This is a genomic window from Marinobacter sp. B-12 (assembly GCF_056857915.1).
The window spans coordinates 90895-107913 of the sequence record NZ_JBSXOB010000061.1 but is presented as its reverse complement, the minus strand read 5'-3'; the positions used below and the strand labels follow the sequence as shown (position 1 = coordinate 107913).

General features: G+C 56.8%; 14 protein-coding genes. 5 read left to right on the top strand and 9 right to left on the bottom strand.

Annotated elements, in window-relative coordinates; genetic code table 11:
- Positions 1 to 29: 29 nt before the first annotated feature.
- A complete protein-coding gene (locus AC13D2_RS15785) occupies positions 30 to 509 on the bottom strand; it encodes a hypothetical protein (protein ID WP_278367807.1) in 480 nt (159 codons plus the stop codon).
- A gap of 221 nt (positions 510 to 730) precedes the next feature.
- Here AC13D2_RS15785 and AC13D2_RS15780 point away from each other — a divergent pair, with 221 nt between their 5' ends.
- The gene (locus AC13D2_RS15780; protein WP_007152648.1) at positions 731 to 907 is read left to right on the top strand and encodes a DUF1328 domain-containing protein; all 177 of its coding nucleotides are present in this window, start codon (positions 731 to 733) and stop codon (positions 905 to 907) included.
- A 33-nt stretch (positions 908 to 940) separates the two neighbouring features.
- Here AC13D2_RS15780 and AC13D2_RS15775 read toward each other — a convergent pair whose 3' ends face one another.
- Complete coding sequence (locus tag AC13D2_RS15775) at positions 941 to 1429, bottom strand: shikimate kinase (protein ID WP_292049010.1); 489 nt, start codon at positions 1427 to 1429, stop codon at positions 941 to 943.
- A 215-nt stretch (positions 1430 to 1644) separates the two neighbouring features.
- Here AC13D2_RS15775 and AC13D2_RS15770 point away from each other — a divergent pair, with 215 nt between their 5' ends.
- A complete protein-coding gene (locus AC13D2_RS15770) occupies positions 1645 to 2346 on the top strand; it encodes a lytic transglycosylase domain-containing protein (RefSeq protein WP_292049003.1) in 702 nt (233 codons plus the stop codon).
- Between the two features lie 5 nt (positions 2347 to 2351).
- Here AC13D2_RS15770 and AC13D2_RS15765 read toward each other — a convergent pair whose 3' ends face one another.
- Both AC13D2_RS15765 and mtgA read right to left on the bottom strand, forming a co-directional pair.
- Complete coding sequence (locus AC13D2_RS15765; protein WP_292049002.1) at positions 2352 to 2978, bottom strand: LysE family translocator; 627 nt, start codon at positions 2976 to 2978, stop codon at positions 2352 to 2354.
- Positions 2979 to 3014: 36 nt separating this feature from the next.
- Entirely contained in the window at positions 3015 to 3716 is a 702-nt protein-coding gene (gene mtgA / locus AC13D2_RS15760) for a monofunctional biosynthetic peptidoglycan transglycosylase (protein ID WP_292049001.1), read from the bottom strand.
- A 65-nt stretch (positions 3717 to 3781) separates the two neighbouring features.
- Between mtgA and AC13D2_RS15755 the strand changes: the two genes are divergently transcribed.
- On the top strand, positions 3782 to 4474 hold the full coding sequence (locus AC13D2_RS15755) for a pseudouridine synthase (protein WP_292049000.1): 693 nt from the start codon (positions 3782 to 3784) through the stop codon (positions 4472 to 4474).
- 55 nt (positions 4475 to 4529) lie between these two features.
- Here AC13D2_RS15755 and AC13D2_RS15750 read toward each other — a convergent pair whose 3' ends face one another.
- Positions 4530 to 6269, bottom strand: a complete 1740-nt coding sequence (locus tag AC13D2_RS15750; protein WP_292048999.1) for an extracellular catalytic domain type 1 short-chain-length polyhydroxyalkanoate depolymerase — start codon at positions 6267 to 6269, stop codon at positions 4530 to 4532.
- 231 nt (positions 6270 to 6500) lie between these two features.
- On the opposite strand from AC13D2_RS15750, the gene AC13D2_RS15745 reads away from it, so the two are divergent.
- Positions 6501 to 7145, top strand: a complete 645-nt coding sequence (locus AC13D2_RS15745; protein WP_292048997.1) for a DsbA family oxidoreductase — start codon at positions 6501 to 6503, stop codon at positions 7143 to 7145.
- A gap of 49 nt (positions 7146 to 7194) precedes the next feature.
- Here the strand turns inward: AC13D2_RS15745 and putA are convergent, their stop codons facing one another.
- Together putA and AC13D2_RS15735 are read right to left on the bottom strand one after the other, a co-directional pair.
- Positions 7195 to 10824 (bottom strand): bifunctional proline dehydrogenase/L-glutamate gamma-semialdehyde dehydrogenase PutA, encoded by a 3630-nt coding sequence (putA, locus tag AC13D2_RS15740; protein ID WP_482938898.1) that lies wholly within the window; start codon positions 10822 to 10824, stop codon positions 7195 to 7197.
- A gap of 169 nt (positions 10825 to 10993) precedes the next feature.
- Positions 10994 to 14494: an NAD-glutamate dehydrogenase gene (locus tag AC13D2_RS15735; RefSeq protein ID WP_482938897.1), complete on the bottom strand. Its 3501-nt coding sequence runs from the start codon at positions 14492 to 14494 to the stop codon at positions 10994 to 10996.
- A gap of 158 nt (positions 14495 to 14652) precedes the next feature.
- Here AC13D2_RS15735 and AC13D2_RS15730 point away from each other — a divergent pair, with 158 nt between their 5' ends.
- Positions 14653 to 15105, top strand: coding sequence for an Lrp/AsnC ligand binding domain-containing protein (locus AC13D2_RS15730; protein ID WP_007152658.1), 453 nt, complete (start codon positions 14653 to 14655; stop codon positions 15103 to 15105).
- A 43-nt stretch (positions 15106 to 15148) separates the two neighbouring features.
- Here the strand turns inward: AC13D2_RS15730 and efpL are convergent, their stop codons facing one another.
- Both efpL and AC13D2_RS15720 read right to left on the bottom strand, forming a co-directional pair.
- Positions 15149 to 15715: an elongation factor P-like protein EfpL gene (efpL, locus tag AC13D2_RS15725; RefSeq protein ID WP_036209377.1), complete on the bottom strand. Its 567-nt coding sequence runs from the start codon at positions 15713 to 15715 to the stop codon at positions 15149 to 15151.
- Between the two features lie 88 nt (positions 15716 to 15803).
- Complete coding sequence (locus AC13D2_RS15720) at positions 15804 to 16835, bottom strand: threonine aldolase family protein (RefSeq protein WP_482938896.1); 1032 nt, start codon at positions 16833 to 16835, stop codon at positions 15804 to 15806.
- Between the last annotated feature and the right edge of the window lie 184 nt (positions 16836 to 17019).

The window sequence follows — 17019 nt, the reverse complement described above, 5'->3', positions numbered from 1 at the left end:
GTATGACCGGTGCAATTCCTGAAAGCCGGCTAAATGCTGTCTTTCTTCTTGTCCGAGTCGTCCGTCAGTTTTCGCTCGGTTTCATTCCACTGTTCCGACAGTGCCTCATAGGCATTGGAGAAACCCTGCTTGGCGCGTTCCCAGGCGGAGGATGAACTGGCCTGTAGCTCGTCATACCATTGCTGGACGCGTTGCCGCTGCTCCTGCAAGGACTCAAGACTTTTCCTGGACCGTTCCCGGGCCTTGTCACTCATGTCGTCCCAGTTCTGATCCAGTTCACGCTGTAGCGTTTCTATGCGCTTGTCGAGAGCCGAGAGCGTGTTTTCAATGGCGGTTTCCGCCTCTGCTTTCTGGTCCGCACCGAACTCTTTCAGCGCCTGGCCAAGCTCGCGGGTTTCTTTTTTCAACGACTCAACCGATGAATCCCCGGACGATTCCGCCTGCAGGGAACCCGACACGCCAAATGCTAGAACGAAGGCCAGAGAATAGCCAAGTTGTTTGAAGAGCATTGAAATTCTCCCGATATCATTTGGTAGACAGTAACAATCTGTGGTGCCATACCGCACCTTAGCAAAGCTTAATCAACCGACAACAAAGGTATTTAGACCTCCAAAACAATCGTTTGCAGCACAAATCATTCTATTGCGAAGCATTTTCGGACTTCCACTATTTGTGGCTTTCACGTCCATGTGCCACTTTGAAGGTGACGCTACACAACAGGAGAAATACTATGCTGTATTGGGCTATTGTATGCCTGATCGTCGCGGTTATCGCCGGTGTACTTGGTTTTGGTGGTATCGCGGGGACAGCCGCAGGGTTTGCGAAAATTTTGTTCTTTATCTTTCTGGTTCTGCTGGTCATTTCATTGGTGGCCAACGCGCTTCGAGGCAAGGGGCCAAAACCTTAGTAACCTTCACGTCAGTTCCGGCGGCACACTTATCTATCGTGTCGTCGGCGACTGCATTATCATCATCGATATGTCGTCGCAAATGTCTTCCTGACTCTTGCCAGTACAATTTACCGCCACGTCTGCAGCCCACGAGTAAAGCTCAAAACGTTCCCAAAACAGCTGCTCCAGCGACTGATCTGGTCGCCGGGAGATGCCCCGGGCACTGTAGTCCCCTATCCGCGCAACGACCGTCTCTAGCGGAATATCAAGAAACACCACGAGACCATCAGCCTTCAGGTGATTCATCGCAGGTTCGCTGTAGACAGCACTGCCGCCCGTGGATATCACCTGACGCTGCACATCCAGCCTCAGCAATACCTGCTCCTCGATTCGCCTTAGCGCCTGATAGCCATCGCCGTCGACTATGTCCTGCAAGGTACGGCCGGCTTCCTCCTGAATCAGCAGGTCCGTATCGATAAACCCTAAGCCAAGCTGTTTTGCCAGCAGCACCCCAACCGTGCTTTTACCGCTGCCGGGCATTCCGATGAGTACAACGTTGCTGCGGGACGTATTTAAGGGCACAGGGTCTCCGGGATTTCGCTAACAATGAGAATTGACCGGCTATATTGAGAAAAGTAACACTTTTCCGACAAACATTGCGGTTTCTTCAGCCAATTAACGCCGTATAATCCGCCGTATGATTGTTGTTCACGAACGCAGGCGGCGTTTCCGATCATGCACTCCAAGAGTAGACGATGATAAGCGGCAAAACCCTTTTCACTTCCTCGCTGGCATTTCTTCTACTGGCCTTCGCTGCGCCTGTATTGGCGGACAGTATCAAACGCATTGTGCACGCCGACGGTACGGTGGAGTACACCAACGTCAAGGGCAGTGGCGACAAGCGTGCTTCGACAAAAGACGAGGTGGTTTACCGTTATACTGACGACAATGGCGTGGTCGCCTATAGCGGTATTCAACCTGCCAGCTCGAATTTCGATGTCATCCGGTTCCACTGCTACGCCTGCGATCCGGATTCCAACGTGAATTGGCGCACCACCCCGCTGTTCCTGTCGCCCTACCGGGATGAAATCAAGACGGCCGCCAGGGAGTTCAACGTTGACCCCGCTCTGGTTCGGGCAGTCATCCATGCGGAATCGGCGTTTAATGACAAGGCTCTGTCGCCCAAGGGAGCCCAGGGGCTGATGCAGTTAATGCCTGCCACCGCAGAGGAGCTGGGTGTTCGCAATGCCATGGTTGCCCCGGAGAACATTCGCGGTGGAGTCAATTACCTGGCCCGCATGCTCAAGCGCTTCGACGGTGACATCAAGCTGGCAACGGCCGCCTACAATGCCGGCCCGGGGGCCGTAGGGCGTCATGGCGGCATACCGCCCTACGCAGAAACCCGCGCCTATGTGGAACGGGTTGGAATCCTTCACCAGCGCTACGCCAGCAACTGACCGGCCTAACCGAACGCCAACCAGGCGCCCACCAGAACCATCAGACTGCCCGCCACACGGTTAACCGTGCGAACACCACCACCTTGCTTTAGCGCTTTGCGCAAAGTCTTTCCGCCATGGGCATAGAGCTGAAGGCAGAGGAATTCCAAGGCCAGTATGATCAGGATGAGGGCCGTGAGTTGTGGCGCCAACGGCAGTTTACTGTCGATAAACGGCGGCAATAGCGCGATGAAAAACGCCCAGCCCTTGGGGTTGGCAATAGCGGTCACAAACCCCTGGAGCGCCAGTTGCAATCTTGAGCTCTCCACCGGTTGAGAATCCTTTTCCGGCATGGCCATTTTGCCCCGGGACCGCCACATCTGGATACCTAACCAGGCAAGATAGGCGCCGCCTGCATACTTGAATACAGCGAACGCCGTTGGGTATTTCAACATGAAGGTAGCCACACCCACCGCCGCCGCAGTCGCCACTACAGCCACACCAACCAATTCCCCGGCCATCATCCACAGTGCCCGCTTCACGCCAATAGTGATGCCAAGGGACAGCGCCAGGGTCATACACATGCCCGGCGTAATGGACACCACAAAGAACGTTGGAATAAACGCGGACAGCAGGGCCAGGTTCAGTGACATCACAGACAGACTCTTACGTTGAGGGAAACCAAACTCTTAATTATACAGTCCACGCAGATAATGCAACCCGGACAGCTGAGCCATCTGCCCACGGATCCAGGCCACCCTTTCCCATACGTAGGACGAGGGGCTGGCGGCACTGAGCACTTTCGGATTGGGAAGAACCGCGGCAAGCCGTGCTGCCTGGGTTTGCGACAGCTGGCTGGCGGGAATGCCGAAAAAGGCCCGACTGGCAGCCTCAACACCGTAAATCCCATGACCAAATTCGGCGATATTCAGATACACCTCCATGATCCGCCGCTTCGGCCAGATGGCGTCGATACCCAGTGCCAGCCCGGCCTCCAACGCCTTACGCACGAAACTGCGTCCGTTCCACAGGAACAGGTTCTTCGCCGTCTGCTGCGTAATGGTGCTGGCACCCCGCAACCCCTGGCCTGCACGATACTCCGCAAGCGCCTTGCGAATGGCGCTGAAGTCCACTCCCTGATGGTACGGAAAGCGTTGATCTTCACTGGCCACCACTGCCAACGGTACCCAGGGTGAAATCTCGTCCAGGCTAACCCACTCCTGCCTGAGCTCGTAGCTGGAACCGGAAAACAGGTGCCCCAGCATGAAGGTCGACGTCGGCGGATTCACGAACCTTAGCAGGCCAATCAATGCGATTATCAGCAGCAAAAGGCCCACCAGCGACCAGGCAAGCGCACGCAGGAATTTTCGGGTCACGGATCGTTGAGCCACGGTGTTATCATCACCCAGGTTTGGGAACTACGGAGAAAGTCGGAAAAGACTATAACATTGCCACCATGAAGCTTTCCCGAATTCTCAGTAATCAAAACGGTGTCAGCCGCAAGCAGGCGAACGCCCTGATCGCCGCCGGAACCGTTACAGTGGGCGGTTGTATCTGCAGGGAGACAGCCTGGGAAGTCGACCGTTTCAGCACTGTAGCCTGCAACGGCAGGGTTATCCAGCACGGGGACCAGGCCCGCTACCTGATGCTGCACAAACCGGCCGGATATCTCAGCGCCACGGCGGACAAGGTTCACAAAACCGTAATGGAGCTGATTGACCCTGGACTGCGAAAAAGCCTCCACATTGCCGGCAGGCTCGACCGCGCCAGTACCGGTTTGTTGATACTGACCAATGACGGCACCTGGTCACGAAGGCTTACGGAGCCCAGGATAAAGCTCCCCAAGGTCTATCGGGTCACCACCGTCGAACCGGTTTCAACGAATGCCATTGAGCGCTTCGCACAGGGAATCTGGTTCGAATACGAACAGCTGACCACCTCTCCTGCGCAGCTGGAGCCACTGTCTGCCAACGAATCCAGGGTGACGATCTACGAGGGTCGCTATCACCAGATCAAACGCATGTTCCACGCAACGGGCAACCGTGTGACCAGCCTGCATCGGGAACAAATGGGCACAATCACGCTGGACCCAATGCTGGAACCCGGCGAATTCCGGCCACTGACCGCTTGCGAGATTATTCTGGAATAACAACGAAACAGGGGGCGGTTTCCCGCCCCCTGTTATAACCTGCCTTTGATGGTGATCAGTTACACTGGCCGGCTTCGAAGATGCCGCTGTCGGTCTCCTTCACCCAACTGTAGGTGCCAGACACCGCGCCCAGATAGTCGTTACCACCGGTGGTGTAGTAACCACCCGAATAGTAAGCCCGACCAGCCGTGTCATGATTCAGGTGGGTGTCGTTCCAGTCCTGGCAGGTGCCGTCACCGCCAGAGCCGCCATCATCACCTCCACCTGTTCCGCTGCAGGCGCTTGGTTCAGATGTGTACCAGAGGCCTGGATCCCCCTCATAGAGGGTGACATTGCTCCAGGTGTCGAAGGAACCTCCGATATCGATATCGTCGCCACTGGCGTAGGCTCGCAGGTTGGAGTTGCCCCCCGCATAGGCGCGGTTTGCCGAAATGTGGGCACTGGGCGACGCTGTAGCCTGCTCGCAAGTCTCGGTAGGCGCGTTGGGATCATACACCTCGACCTGACGGCTTTTCGTCGTGGTATTGCTGTCGCTGTCGGTCGCACTGTAGTCGCAGGTGTAGGCTCCAACCATTGACGTATCCACCCCACTGCAGTCAGCCGTCACTGTCAGAGAACCGTCCTCGGCATCCTGCCCGGTGGCCCCCGGATCGGTAAACGTGGTGTTAATCGCCACTGTCATCGGGTTATCGCCGATCAACGTGATAACTGGAAAACCCTCGGGCTCGGTTCCATCGCGGCTGTGGCGATTAAAGAAATCCCAGATGATATCCGGATAACTGGGCCCCACCCTCACGGACCATTTGCCATTATTGCCATTCTCTCCGCCAACCCAGTAATGACCATGATTGGTGTCCTGGGTATTGGGGGTCGACAAGGGGCCGTCCAGGTAGACGGTTTCAACCACCGAACGAGCTCCATTGGTGCCATCCTGGGTATAACGGATGTGCTCACAGCTGTGGTTGTTCTGGTAGTACGGTGAACAGGCGACTGACGAGGCGTAGGCCTGGCCCGTGGTCTGGAACCCGGACTCGCCGAATACCTGCAGGTGCGCATCCCGGGTGTTATCAGCCGCCTCTTTCACAACGGTACAGTCGTTCTCGTTCTGCAACACCATGAGCGGGATCGGATACTGGTCGTCCACCTCCGACTGCATGTCGGATGATACCTGCGATACGCTGTGGAACGTCGCGCTGCCGGGGCATTGTCCGGACAACGAGACAGAGGCCGAATCCTCACCGTAGGGCAGGCCCGAGGCAGGCGCAGCCGCCGCCCAGTATTCGTTATGGGTCACCGAGGCTACGGTTGCCATGGCACCGCCGGAAGACAGGCCGGTGATATAGCGGCGATTGGCATCAATGGTGTAATTGGACTCAACGGCCAGTGCAATCTGGTGCAGGTCCTCCACTTCGCCTGCGCCTTCGTGGCGGTGGTGCTCAAACCAGAAACCCCAGCAGTTTTCATTACGCAGCCCGTCGTAGCTGGTAATGAAGGGGGCCACCAGAATAAATCCATACTCATCGGCGGCTGCTTTCAGCCCCCAATCATTGAGCACGTCGTTGTTGGTCTGTTTGCAACCATGCAAAGCCATCACCATGGGCGCTGGCGATTGCACGTTCGATGGCACGTACACCTTGTAGTTACGGGCTCTGGACTGGTTGTAGGATTGCTGTGGCAAGGTATAGGAGTCTGTCTGCCCTGCGAATGCAGGAAGAGCAGGAATCATCAGGGCGACGGAGGCCAGCAATGCCGATAGCGTGCCACCGCGCGCATGACGTGCGATAAGTTGGAACATCTTGAGCTCCTTTTATTGGATTTATTGTTCGGCAGTGTTGGAACTGAAAGATACGTGCCAGGATTGCAGGTTGCTGATTTCCCTCATTTCAGGGGCGGGGCACAGTAAAGATATGCCCGGAACCCAGGACACGGTGTCCTTCATACCGGACGACCAACAACCCGAACGGGCAGTCATTCGCTCAACTTTCAGGTACCCTGCCCTTATCCGCCCTTACAGACAGGAGCCACCATGACCCAAATAGCCATCGACATTGTCTCCGATATTGCCTGCCCCTGGTGCGCCATCGGTTATGCACGCCTGGAAAAGGCCATGGACGCCCTGAAAGACGACATGGACTTCACCGTTGCATGGCATGCCTTTGAGTTGAACCCGGACCCATCTGGCGACGGTGAACCCATCCTGCCCGCACTGAGCCGGAAATATGGCCGCAGTGAGGACGAGATGAGAGCCAATCAGGCGCAGATGATGGATATTGCCAAGGGGCTGGGACTGAACTTCGAGAAGCTTCAGGAACGCTACACTCGCAACACCTTTGATGCCCACCGTCTGGTGAAGTGGGCCGGTGAACAGGGCAAGCAGACCGATATGAAGCTGGCGTTTTTCGAGGCCTATTTCGGACGCGGTGAGAATATCTCCAATCCGGATACGCTGATCCACTGCGTGGAAACGATTGGCCTGGACGGCTCGCAAGCGCGCGAGGTACTGGCGTCTGACCAGTATGCAGAAGCTGTGCGGGAGGAAGAGGCGCAGTATCAGCAGGCGGGAGTGTCGGCAGTTCCTGCGTACATCATTAACCAGAAATACCTGATATCCGGTGCGCAGGAACCAGAAACCCTGGTCAACGCGTTCCGGGAAATCGCGGAGTCTGCCTGAACAACCCCCTTGCAATGCCCTTCCCTGGGCGTTGCAAGGCGGCGGATCGTTACTCGGAGGCCGCGATCAGGCTGGCGTTACCACCTGCGGCCGTGGTGTCCACACACAGGTGACGCTCAATCACAAACCGCTGGTCGAGCTTGTGCTCAGTAATCAGCGGTAGCAGTGCTCCTTCACGCGTCGCCAGAGCCTGTCGGTACTCCTTCAACAACGACGGTTCCGCACAGCTTACGGCTGCCTGAAAGCCACGCGCCTGGGCCAAAGCATCTGGCTCCAACAGGCCATCGACACCCACGATCGGCAGACCTGCCTTGGCGGCACGCTCAACCACGTCCTGGGTGCCCGGCGCAACCACGACCACCTTGTTGCCCTGGGACAGTGCCGTTGCGGCCTGCTCCAATGCGGTCTCCTTGTCCGGGCCGAGGCAGAGCACCACACCTCGAGCATGATTGCTCAAGCGGTTCAGCTCACCCGTTGGCCCGGGTAGTTCTTCAGCATGAGCGTCCAGCGGGACAGGCACATCACCGAAAATAGGCTTCATGGCTTCAATTCTTGGCTCCGGCGCGGGCGCTTTCACATCCGCCACCTTGCCAATCAGCCCTTCAAGCTTCTTGATATCCACCATTTTGGCACTGGCATCCGCCGGGCGTTCAACCGTTTCGCTTTTCAGGAAACGACGCACGTACTGCGGGCCGCCGGCCTTGGGGCCAGTACCGGAAAGCCCTTCACCACCGAACGGCTGGGAGCCGACAATGGCGCCGATCTGATTGCGGTTAACATAGGTGTTCCCCACTTTGATACGGCTGGCAATGCGATCCACGCGACGATCCACGCGACTGTGAACTCCGAAGGTGAGCCCGTAGCCCTTGGCGTTAACATCATCAACCACCTTGTCCAGATCCTTCGCCGCAAACGTGGCCACATGCAGCACCGGGCCGAATATCTCCTCTTCCAGCTCTTCAATGCCACTGACACTGATCACGGCAGGGGAGACAAAGTTGCCTTTCTCCGGCACGGCCATTTTCTTCGTCAGCCGACCCTTGGCTTCATACTTGTCACAATGGTCGACGATCTTCTTTCTCGCCGTTTCATCAATGACGGGGCCAACATCGGTGGACAACAACCAGGGATCACCAATGCCCAGCTCGTCCATCGCGCCGTACAACATTTCCAGCAGATGGTCGGCAATGTCTTTCTGCACATACAGCATGCGCAGTGCCGAGCAGCGCTGGCCCGCACTCTGGAAAGACGACGCGAGAACATCGCGCACCACCTGTTCGGGCAGTGCAGTGGAATCCACGATCATGGCGTTCAGACCGCCGGTTTCCGCCACCAGGGTGGCATCGGGGGCCATGTTTTCGCTCATTTTCTTGTCGATGCGCTGGGCCGTTGCGGTGGAGCCGGTGAAGCAAACGCCGGCGACCCGAGGATCGGACGTCAACGCTCCACCCACAGTGGCACCGGTGCCCGGCAGCAACTGAATCGCGTCTTCCGGAATTCCAGCCTGGTGCATCAGTTCCACGGCCCGCACGGCCAGCAATGAGGTCTGCTCGGCCGGTTTGGCCAAAACGGCGTTACCCGCGACCAGGTTGGCAAGAATCTGACCGGTGAAGATCGCCAGCGGGAAGTTCCAGGGCGAAATACACACCACGACTCCGCGCGACTCACCGCTGTCCTTGTAGCGAATACCTTCATTGGCATAGAACTGGGCGAAGTCCACCGCCTCCCGAATCTCAGCGACGCCATCCAGCAGTGACTTACCGGCTTCCCGGGTGGCCAGCGCAAACAGTTCGTAAGCATTTTCCTCGTACAGGTCCGCGACTTTTCGAAGACACTCGGCCCGCTCTTCCGCCGACCGGGCCGACCAGCCCTTGAAACCTTCCTGGGCTGCCGTAATCGCAGTGTTCACGTCCTCTTCGGACGCCTGGGTAATATGGCCGACAGTATCTTCCGGATCAGCCGGGTTACGGACCATCTGCACTTCCGCACCAGATACCTCGCCAGCAATGATCGGCCCGCCTTTCCAGCGATGGTCACGATAGGCGTCCCGGCCTTCGTTGATTTCCGCAACCGTCACCGGATCGGTGATGTCCCAACCCTTGGAATTTCTGCGCTGTTCGCCGAAGAGCTTGAATGGGTGAACAATGGCCTTGCTTGAGATATTGCTGCCCATCTCTTTAACGGAGTCTATCGGGTCTTTGGCGATTTCTTCCGGCGTAATGCTCTTGTCCACGATCTGGTTCACGAAGGAACTGTTGGCGCCATTTTCCAACAGGCGACGTACCAGATACGCCAGCAGGTCTTTGTGGGGGCCAACCGGGGCATAAATCCGGCAAGGCACACCACTGGTTTTCAGCACTTCGTTATGGAGTGATTCACCCATACCGTGCAGTCGCTGAAACTCATAGTTATCCACGCCTTTGGCTTTGGCCAGTTCGAGCACCGCCGATACCGAATGGGCATTGTGGGTGGCGAACTGCGGATAGATCCGGTCGGTCATGTTCAGCAGCTGGGTTGCGCAGGAGAGGAACGAGACGTCACTGCAGGCCTTGCGGGTGAACACCGGGAAACCGCTCAGCCCCATTACCTGGGCGCGTTTGATCTCCGCGTCCCAGTAAGCGCCTTTAACCAGGCGCACCATAAAGCGACGGTCGTACTTCTCTGCCAGCCCGTACAGCCAATCCAGTGCGAAGGCCGAACGCTTGCCATAAGCCTGAACCACAACACCAAAACCGTCCCAACCGGCCAGTTCCGGGTCTGCGACCAGGGCTTCAATGACGTCAAGGGACAGATCAAGCCGATCCTGTTCCTCGGCATCAATGTTGAACCCCATATTGGCCGCTGCGGCCTTCTTTACCAGCTCCTTGGCACGGGGTAGCAGTTCGTTCATCACCCGCTCTTTATTGCCATATTCGTATCGGGCCAGTAGTGCGGACAGTTTGACGGAAATACCCGGATTTTTGCGCACATCACCTTTGCAGGCCTTGGCAATGCTATCAATGGCATTGGAGTAGGAATCGAAATAGCGCTTGGCGTCCTCATCGGTGCGGGCAGCCTCACCGAGCATGTCATAGGAGTAGGTATACCCCTTTTCCATATAGTCTTTTGCTTCGTCCTGGGCTTCGTCGATATCACGGCCCAACACGAACTGACGGCCCATTTCCTTCATGGCCTGACCGGCAACCGTGCGAATGACCGGCTCGCCGAAACGCTTCAACAGCTTACGCAACGTGTCACCCACGCTGTGTCGCTCAGAATCCTTCAATAGATTGCTGGTCATCAACAGCGCCACGGTCGCCGTGTTGATCAGTGCTGAGGACGCCTTGCCAACGTGAGTGCCCCAGGCCCCCGAGGTGATCTTGTCTTCGATCAGCTCATGGATTGTCATATTGTCCGGCACACGCAGCAACGCCTCTGCCAGACACATCAGGGCAACGCCTTCCTTGGTAGTGAGGCCGTACTCCGCCAGGAATTTTTCCATGATGGTGGACTTGGCGTTCTTACGGACACTGCGTACCAGTTCGGCGGCGCGCTCCGAGATTCCATCGCGCTCGGCCCGGGTCAACTGGGCGCCAGCAATCATCTCACTAATCACCTTGTGTTCGTCCGCGAGGTAATAATTGCGGATGGCCTGCCGGCTATCGACAAGTGTGGGAGTCTCTGATTGCTGCGGTCTCATGGTTGAACCCTCTCAGTTGTTTGTCTTTCCCGCATTCTACCGGGAACGACAAAGACTATTTGACTGTAAAAACCAGACAAGCGCGACGTTCAGGCTTTTTTGGTTAATTAAAATTTACATTTTTCCTTTGAAATGGTTAATTTTCAGACGAAAACACCCTGACCAATGGCTAAGCTGCCTTTACCGCCAGCTCCCGAAGCACGCCGTGGGCCACCGAGAACACCGCGCAATCCACGTCACTCGCGGCCTGCATATCACCCAGCATCTTTTGCCAGCGGCCCAGTAAAGCCTGTTTGTCGTCTCGCCAATGTTCAAGCAACTGCTCGGGGGACATCGATCCGCCTCCATCGGAAGCGAAGGACAGTACACTCGCGGTCAGGTTCCGCAACTGATGGTCCAGCTCGTCCCTGTAATGAAGCGTCGCCAGTACCTGCCAGTGTCCCCGGGCCTTGAAGGCGCGCATCTGTCGGTCAAGCCAGGTCAGTTTGAGACCTTCACCCAAGCTGAAGTACACCCAGGCCACCGACTCAAGACTCCGATCCAACTGACGGCCGATTTCGATGATATCCATCAGCCAATAGCGGCTTTCTGCAGAGGCGGCGTAGGCTGCCAGTTTTTCCGGAACACTGTGTTTACAGTATTTATCATAGCGTTCCTGCCACCGACTTGCAGGAATTACCGCCTCCAGACTCTCTTTGGACGCCAGCACCTCCGCCAGCGGCTGCTGATAGTGGGCAACACAGGCTTCCGGGTCCAGGTCGGCCCGGCGGTTGTGTAACAACCAGCTGGTGCTGCGGGTAACCAGGCGAATCACATCACTGAACAACTCCGCCTGCACACTGGCACTGATTTTCCCATCAAGCGCTTCAATCGCTTTCCATTGGGTCTCTACGTCATGGATCTGGAGCGAGATCAGGTATCCGGCAGCAATCCGGCCACAGTCGGCACCGGTGGCATTGCGCAGCTTGTCCGCCCAGCTGATGCCCATGCGATTCACCATGTCGTTGGCTATCTGCGTCGCCGCTATTTCCCCGCGCAGGGGATGGGCATCAATCGCAGCTGGAAAACGCTTGAGCAACGAGCTCGGAAAGGCGGAGTAAAGGGCTGCGGAGAAACGATCGTCGTGAACAATGGGAGCAGCCAGCAACGCCTGCTTCAGTTCAATCTTGGCGTAGGAAATCAGCACCGAAAGCTCAGGGCGAGTCAGCCCCGAAGCGCGCTCGCGCCGCGAACGGAGCTCCTCGTCATCGGGCAGGAATTCGAGTGGCCGGTCAAGTTTGCCTTCTGCTTCCAACCGCCGCATCAGGCGCTCGTACTCGTCCGTGGTGGCAACCGCACCCGTGGCGGCCAGGCTCAGAGCCATAGCCTGACGGTAATTGTTCCGCAGCACCAGCTTCGACACTTCCGGGGTCATCGCCCGGAGCATCTGGTTGCGTTGCCTGAGCGTCATTTGTCCGCTTCGCACCTGCTCGTTGAGCAGGATCTTGATGTTCACCTCATGGTCCGAACAGTCCACCCCGCCGGCGTTGTCTATAAAATCGGTATTGGCGGCACCACCGGTTCTGGCAAAACCGATGCGAGCAAGCTGGGTAAAACCGAGGTTTCCACCCTCACCAAGAACCCCGCACCGTAGCTGGTGGCTGTCGATCCTTACGGTATCGTTGGCCTTATCGCCGACGTCGTCATGGGTTTCGCCAGCCGCTTTTACATAGGTGCCAATCCCACCGTTCCAGAGCATGTCCACCGGGGCCTGCAACAGCGCGCTGATCAACTCATTGGGCGGCAGACGGGTGTCACGGATGCCCAGGCGTGCCTGCATTTGCGGCGACACGGGAATCCACTTGGCAGCCCGTGAGAACACGCCACCACCTTCACTGATCAGTTGTGCGTTGTAGTCCTCCCAGCTCGATCCCGGCGTTTCAAACAAGCGCCTGCGTTCGGCAAACGACGCCGCTGCATCCGGCTCCGGATCCACGAAGATGTGCAGGTGATTGAACGCTGCCACAAGGCGAATGCGATCCGACAACAGCATGCCATTGCCAAACACATCCCCGCCCATGTCACCAATACCCACAACGGTGAATTCGTCCGTTTGGGTATCGATGCCTTTCTCAAGGAAATGGCGTTTGACCGACTCCCAGGCGCCCTTCGCGGTAATACCCATTTTTTTATGGTCATACCCCTCACTGCCTCCGGAGGCAAAAGCGTCTCCAAGCCAGAAGCCGTATTCCCCGGCAAGCCGGTTCGCAATGTCAGAGAAGGTCGCAGTGCCTTTGTCGGCGGCCACCACTAGGTAGGTGTCGTCACCGTCGTGACGGACCACGTCAACCGGGGGCACGACGCTGCCTTCATCCAGGTTGTCAGTCAGGTCCAGCAAACCACGGATGAATGTCTGGTAGCAGGCAATACCCTCTTCTCTCAGCGCCTGGCGTGAGGCACCTTCCGAAGGCTGTTTGACGATAAAGCCCCCTTTGGCACCCACGGGTACAATGACCGAATTCTTGACCTGCTGGGCCTTCACCAGCCCGAGTATCTCGGTGCGATAGTCTTCGCTACGATCGGACCAGCGCAAACCGCCACGGGCCACGGCGCCGCCCCTGAGATGAACGCCTTCCACCCGGGGCGAACACACGAACACCTCGAAACGCGGGCATGGCTTGGGAATGTCCGGGATGCCGGAAGGATCGAGTTTAAGCGAGATATACCCTTTGAACTCGCCGGTGTCCTGGCGTTGGAAATAGTTGGTTCTGAGGGTGGCCTTGATCAGCACATAAAACCGCCGGAGGATACGGTCGTCATCAAGGCTTGTTACGGCTTCGAGAGCCTCAAGAATCCGGTTCTCGATCTGCTCGGATTCTGACTCCCGATGGTCCCGGGCCGGATCGAAACGAGCACTGAAGAAGGCGACCAGCAACGCCGTGATCTCCAGGTGCCGGGCCAGAGTGTCAGCAATAAAGGGCTGGCTGAATCCGAAGCGCAGCTGTTTGATGTAACGAGAGTAAGCACGAAGCAGGCTGACTTCACGCCAGTTCAGGCCTGCCGCCATCATCAACTGATTGAAGTCGTCGTTTTCCGCGAAACCGTTCCAGATTTCGCGGAATCCTTCCTGAAGCCTCGGTTTGGCCGCTTCGACATCGGCGCCACGACAACGGGAATGACATTCCACGGTAAAATCACTGACCCCGAACTGCTCGCCATCACGCCGCCGAATACGGTACGGATGTTCCCCCAACACCCGCATACCAAGGTTTTCAAGGATTGGGATCACGTCTGACAGGATCACCGGTTTACCCTGACTGTAGAGCTTGAAATTCAGCTCCTGCTCTCCTTGCTCCGATGAGGTGTAGAACCTCATCGGCACATCAGAACTCAGGGCAATGGACTGGATTTGCTGAATATCGCCAGCAGCCTCCGCGACGGAGAATCTCGATCGGTAACTCGAAGGGAACCCGCCACTGAACATCGCTGCCCAACGCTTTCCTTCCGCCCGGCCCAACACCTCGGTCAAACGGCGGTACAGTGCGTCGTCCCAGGACTGGGACTCCTCCAGCATCGTCGCCACAACGTCCCGTAGATGGCCGGAATCGTCCGGATCGTAGTCCTCACCCTCCAACGCCTCGGAAAGCTGCTCCAGGAGGGTTTGTTTCTGGGGGGAATCGGAATGGGTCATCGGAGATCTCCGGGGATATCAACTGGGGCATGTATGACGGAACACCCTCAGTATAGACAACTCACGGAAGACTCTTTGCCCATATAGTTTTAATATGCAGTCAATTTGATTATATTCTTGGCTTTATATAGCCGTATATCTGTATCGGGAAATGAATTATGGTCGAATTGGACAGGATCGATCACTCCATCATCCGCGAACTGCAAAAACACGCACGGGTGACCGTCACCGAACTGGCGTCACGGGTTGGCTTGTCAAAAACCCCTTGCCAGGTCCGCATGAGGCGCCTCGAAGAACAGGGCTATATCACAGGCTACACCGCCCTGATTAATCAAACCAAACTCGGGCAGAGTCATATTGCCTTCGCTCAGGTCACCCTGAACGACACCAGCAGCAATGCCCTTGCGGCCTTTAACCATTCGGTGAAGCAGATTTCAGCGGTAGAGCAATGCCACATGATTGCCGGCAACTTCGACTACCTGCTGAAAGTACGCACGCGGAACATGGCGGAATACCGGCAAGTGCTGGGGGAGCAGATATCGGCGCTGCCCCATGTGTTGCAGACCAGCACGTTTGTGGTCATGGAGAATGTGAAAGACGCGGGGCTATGAGCCACAACGGCACCGAAAGCCCCGCTATCGGATAAGCCGAAGATCAAACCCGCCCCAGAAACCGCCGCTCATCGACATTGACCTTAATGCGGTCGCCGGTGGAAATATGCTCGGGCACCTGCACCACCAGGCCGGTGGTGAGTCTGGCCGGCTTGGTGCGGGCAGTGGCCGAGCCACCCTTTACCGACGGGTCGGTTTCTTCGATCAACAGGTCCACCGTTGGGGGCAAATCCAGCGCCACTGGCGCATCGCTCACCAGAACCACCATCAAGCCCTGAGTCTCTTCGTTGATGAACAGCAACTCATCGGCAATGGCCTCGCCATTCAGGCTGTACTGCGTATAGTCCTCGCTATCCATGAAGACGTACTCCTCGCCATCCGAATAGGAGAACGTTGCTGGCCGACGGACCAGATCCGCCAGGTTCAGCATATCGGAGTCCTTGAAGGTCTGGTCGATCTTGTAGCCGGTTACCACGTCGTAAAGGCGCATGCGATACAGGCTGCCACCGGCACGCCCCTGCGGGACTGAACGCTCAATATCTTTTACGAAGTAGACACCACCTTCGTACTCGATCGCCGAATTCTTTTTGATTTCACCTGCTTTTGGCATTGCTACGGATTCCGAAATTTGAAGTGGGACAAACAGGGTGCTGATATATCATGAAGCGACGACGCTGGCGAGAGGCCCGGCACCAAAATCAGGACACCAGCGCCCGCAAGTCCGCCAGAAAGCGATCAACCTGCTCCTCGGTGGTCGACCAGGAGCACATCAGACGGGCACTTCCGCCGATAAAATTGTAGAACTTCCACCCTTTGTCGCGCAGCGCCGCCTGCACCGCGTCAGGCATTTCTACAAATACGCCGTTCACTTGCCTGGGGTAACGGAGCCTGATACCCGGCAAGCCTTCCAGGCCCCTCGCCAGCCGCTCTGCGCAGGCATTCGCGTGCCGGGCATTCTCCAGCCAAACATTGCCTTCAAGCAGCCCGCACCAGGGCGCGGAAATGTAGCGCATCTTTGACGCCAATTGCCCCGCCTGCTTGCAGCGCCATTCGAAATCCTCTGCCAACGCACGATTGAAGAACACAACGGCCTCACCAAGAGCCAGACCGTTCTTGGTGCCCGAGAAACACAATACGTCCACACCAGCTTTCCAGGTAATCTCGGACGGATGCACATCCAGAGCCGCTACGGCATTGGCGAAACGAGCTCCGTCCATATGGATATTCAGTTTGAAACGATCAGCCGTTTGCCGGATAGCGCGTAGCTCGTCCGGGGAATAGACGGTACCCACCTCGGTCGCCTGGGTCAGGCTCAGGGCCTTGGGTTTGGGATAGTGGATATCAGTGCGTTTGGTGACCAGGTGCTCAATGCTCTCTGGCGTCAACTTGCCGTTCGGCCCCTGCCCCAAAAGCAGTTTTGCACCGTTAGAAGCGTACTCCGGCCCGCCACACTCGTCGGTCTCGATATGCGCCAGTTCGTGGCAGATCACACTGTGAAACGATTGACCCATAGAGGCCAGCGCCAGTGAGTTTGCGGCAGTGCCATTGAACACGAAAAAGACATCGCAGTCGGTATCGAACAGAGCACGAAGCCCATCCGCCGCCCTCTGTGTCCAGCGGTCTTCGCCGTAGGCCGGCTCATCGGAGCCATTTGCCTCAGCCATTGCTTTCCAGGCTTGTGGGCAAATGCCGCTGTAGTTATCGCTGGCGAACTGTTCTGACTCGGACACGGGAATACTCCTGGAAGGCTGTACCGAAAATGCTGATAAGACCTTAACTCTATTTGCAAATATTCGAATTTGCTACTCAAAAAGCGCTTTCTTCAGCTCGACACGCCATGACGCCGGACACAGAGCTACGAGCAGTTACGCCATCTGAAATCTATAATCTTAATGAGATTGATTTGCATTAGTT

What these genes read in the sequence shown, in the direction of transcription:
- AC13D2_RS15780 (WP_007152648.1), top strand. Translation starts at nt 731, where the DNA reads ATGCTGTATTGGGCTATTGTATGCCTGATCGTCGCGGTTATCGCCGGT.
- AC13D2_RS15770 (WP_292049003.1), top strand. Translation starts at nt 1,645, where the DNA reads ATGATAAGCGGCAAAACCCTTTTCACTTCCTCGCTGGCATTTCTTCTA.
- AC13D2_RS15755 (WP_292049000.1), top strand. Translation starts at nt 3,782, where the DNA reads ATGAAGCTTTCCCGAATTCTCAGTAATCAAAACGGTGTCAGCCGCAAG.
- AC13D2_RS15765 (WP_292049002.1), bottom strand. Translation starts at nt 2,978, where the DNA reads ATGTCACTGAACCTGGCCCTGCTGTCCGCGTTTATTCCAACGTTCTTT.
- AC13D2_RS15750 (WP_292048999.1), bottom strand. Translation starts at nt 6,269, where the DNA reads ATGTTCCAACTTATCGCACGTCATGCGCGCGGTGGCACGCTATCGGCA.
- AC13D2_RS15785 (WP_278367807.1), bottom strand. Translation starts at nt 509, where the DNA reads ATGCTCTTCAAACAACTTGGCTATTCTCTGGCCTTCGTTCTAGCATTT.
- efpL (WP_036209377.1), bottom strand. Translation starts at nt 15,715, where the DNA reads ATGCCAAAAGCAGGTGAAATCAAAAAGAATTCGGCGATCGAGTACGAA.
- putA (WP_482938898.1), bottom strand. Translation starts at nt 10,824, where the DNA reads ATGAGACCGCAGCAATCAGAGACTCCCACACTTGTCGATAGCCGGCAG.
- AC13D2_RS15775 (WP_292049010.1), bottom strand. Translation starts at nt 1,429, where the DNA reads ATGCCCGGCAGCGGTAAAAGCACGGTTGGGGTGCTGCTGGCAAAACAG.
- AC13D2_RS15735 (WP_482938897.1), bottom strand. Translation starts at nt 14,494, where the DNA reads ATGACCCATTCCGATTCCCCCCAGAAACAAACCCTCCTGGAGCAGCTT.
- AC13D2_RS15745 (WP_292048997.1), top strand. Translation starts at nt 6,501, where the DNA reads ATGACCCAAATAGCCATCGACATTGTCTCCGATATTGCCTGCCCCTGG.
- AC13D2_RS15730 (WP_007152658.1), top strand. Translation starts at nt 14,653, where the DNA reads ATGGTCGAATTGGACAGGATCGATCACTCCATCATCCGCGAACTGCAA.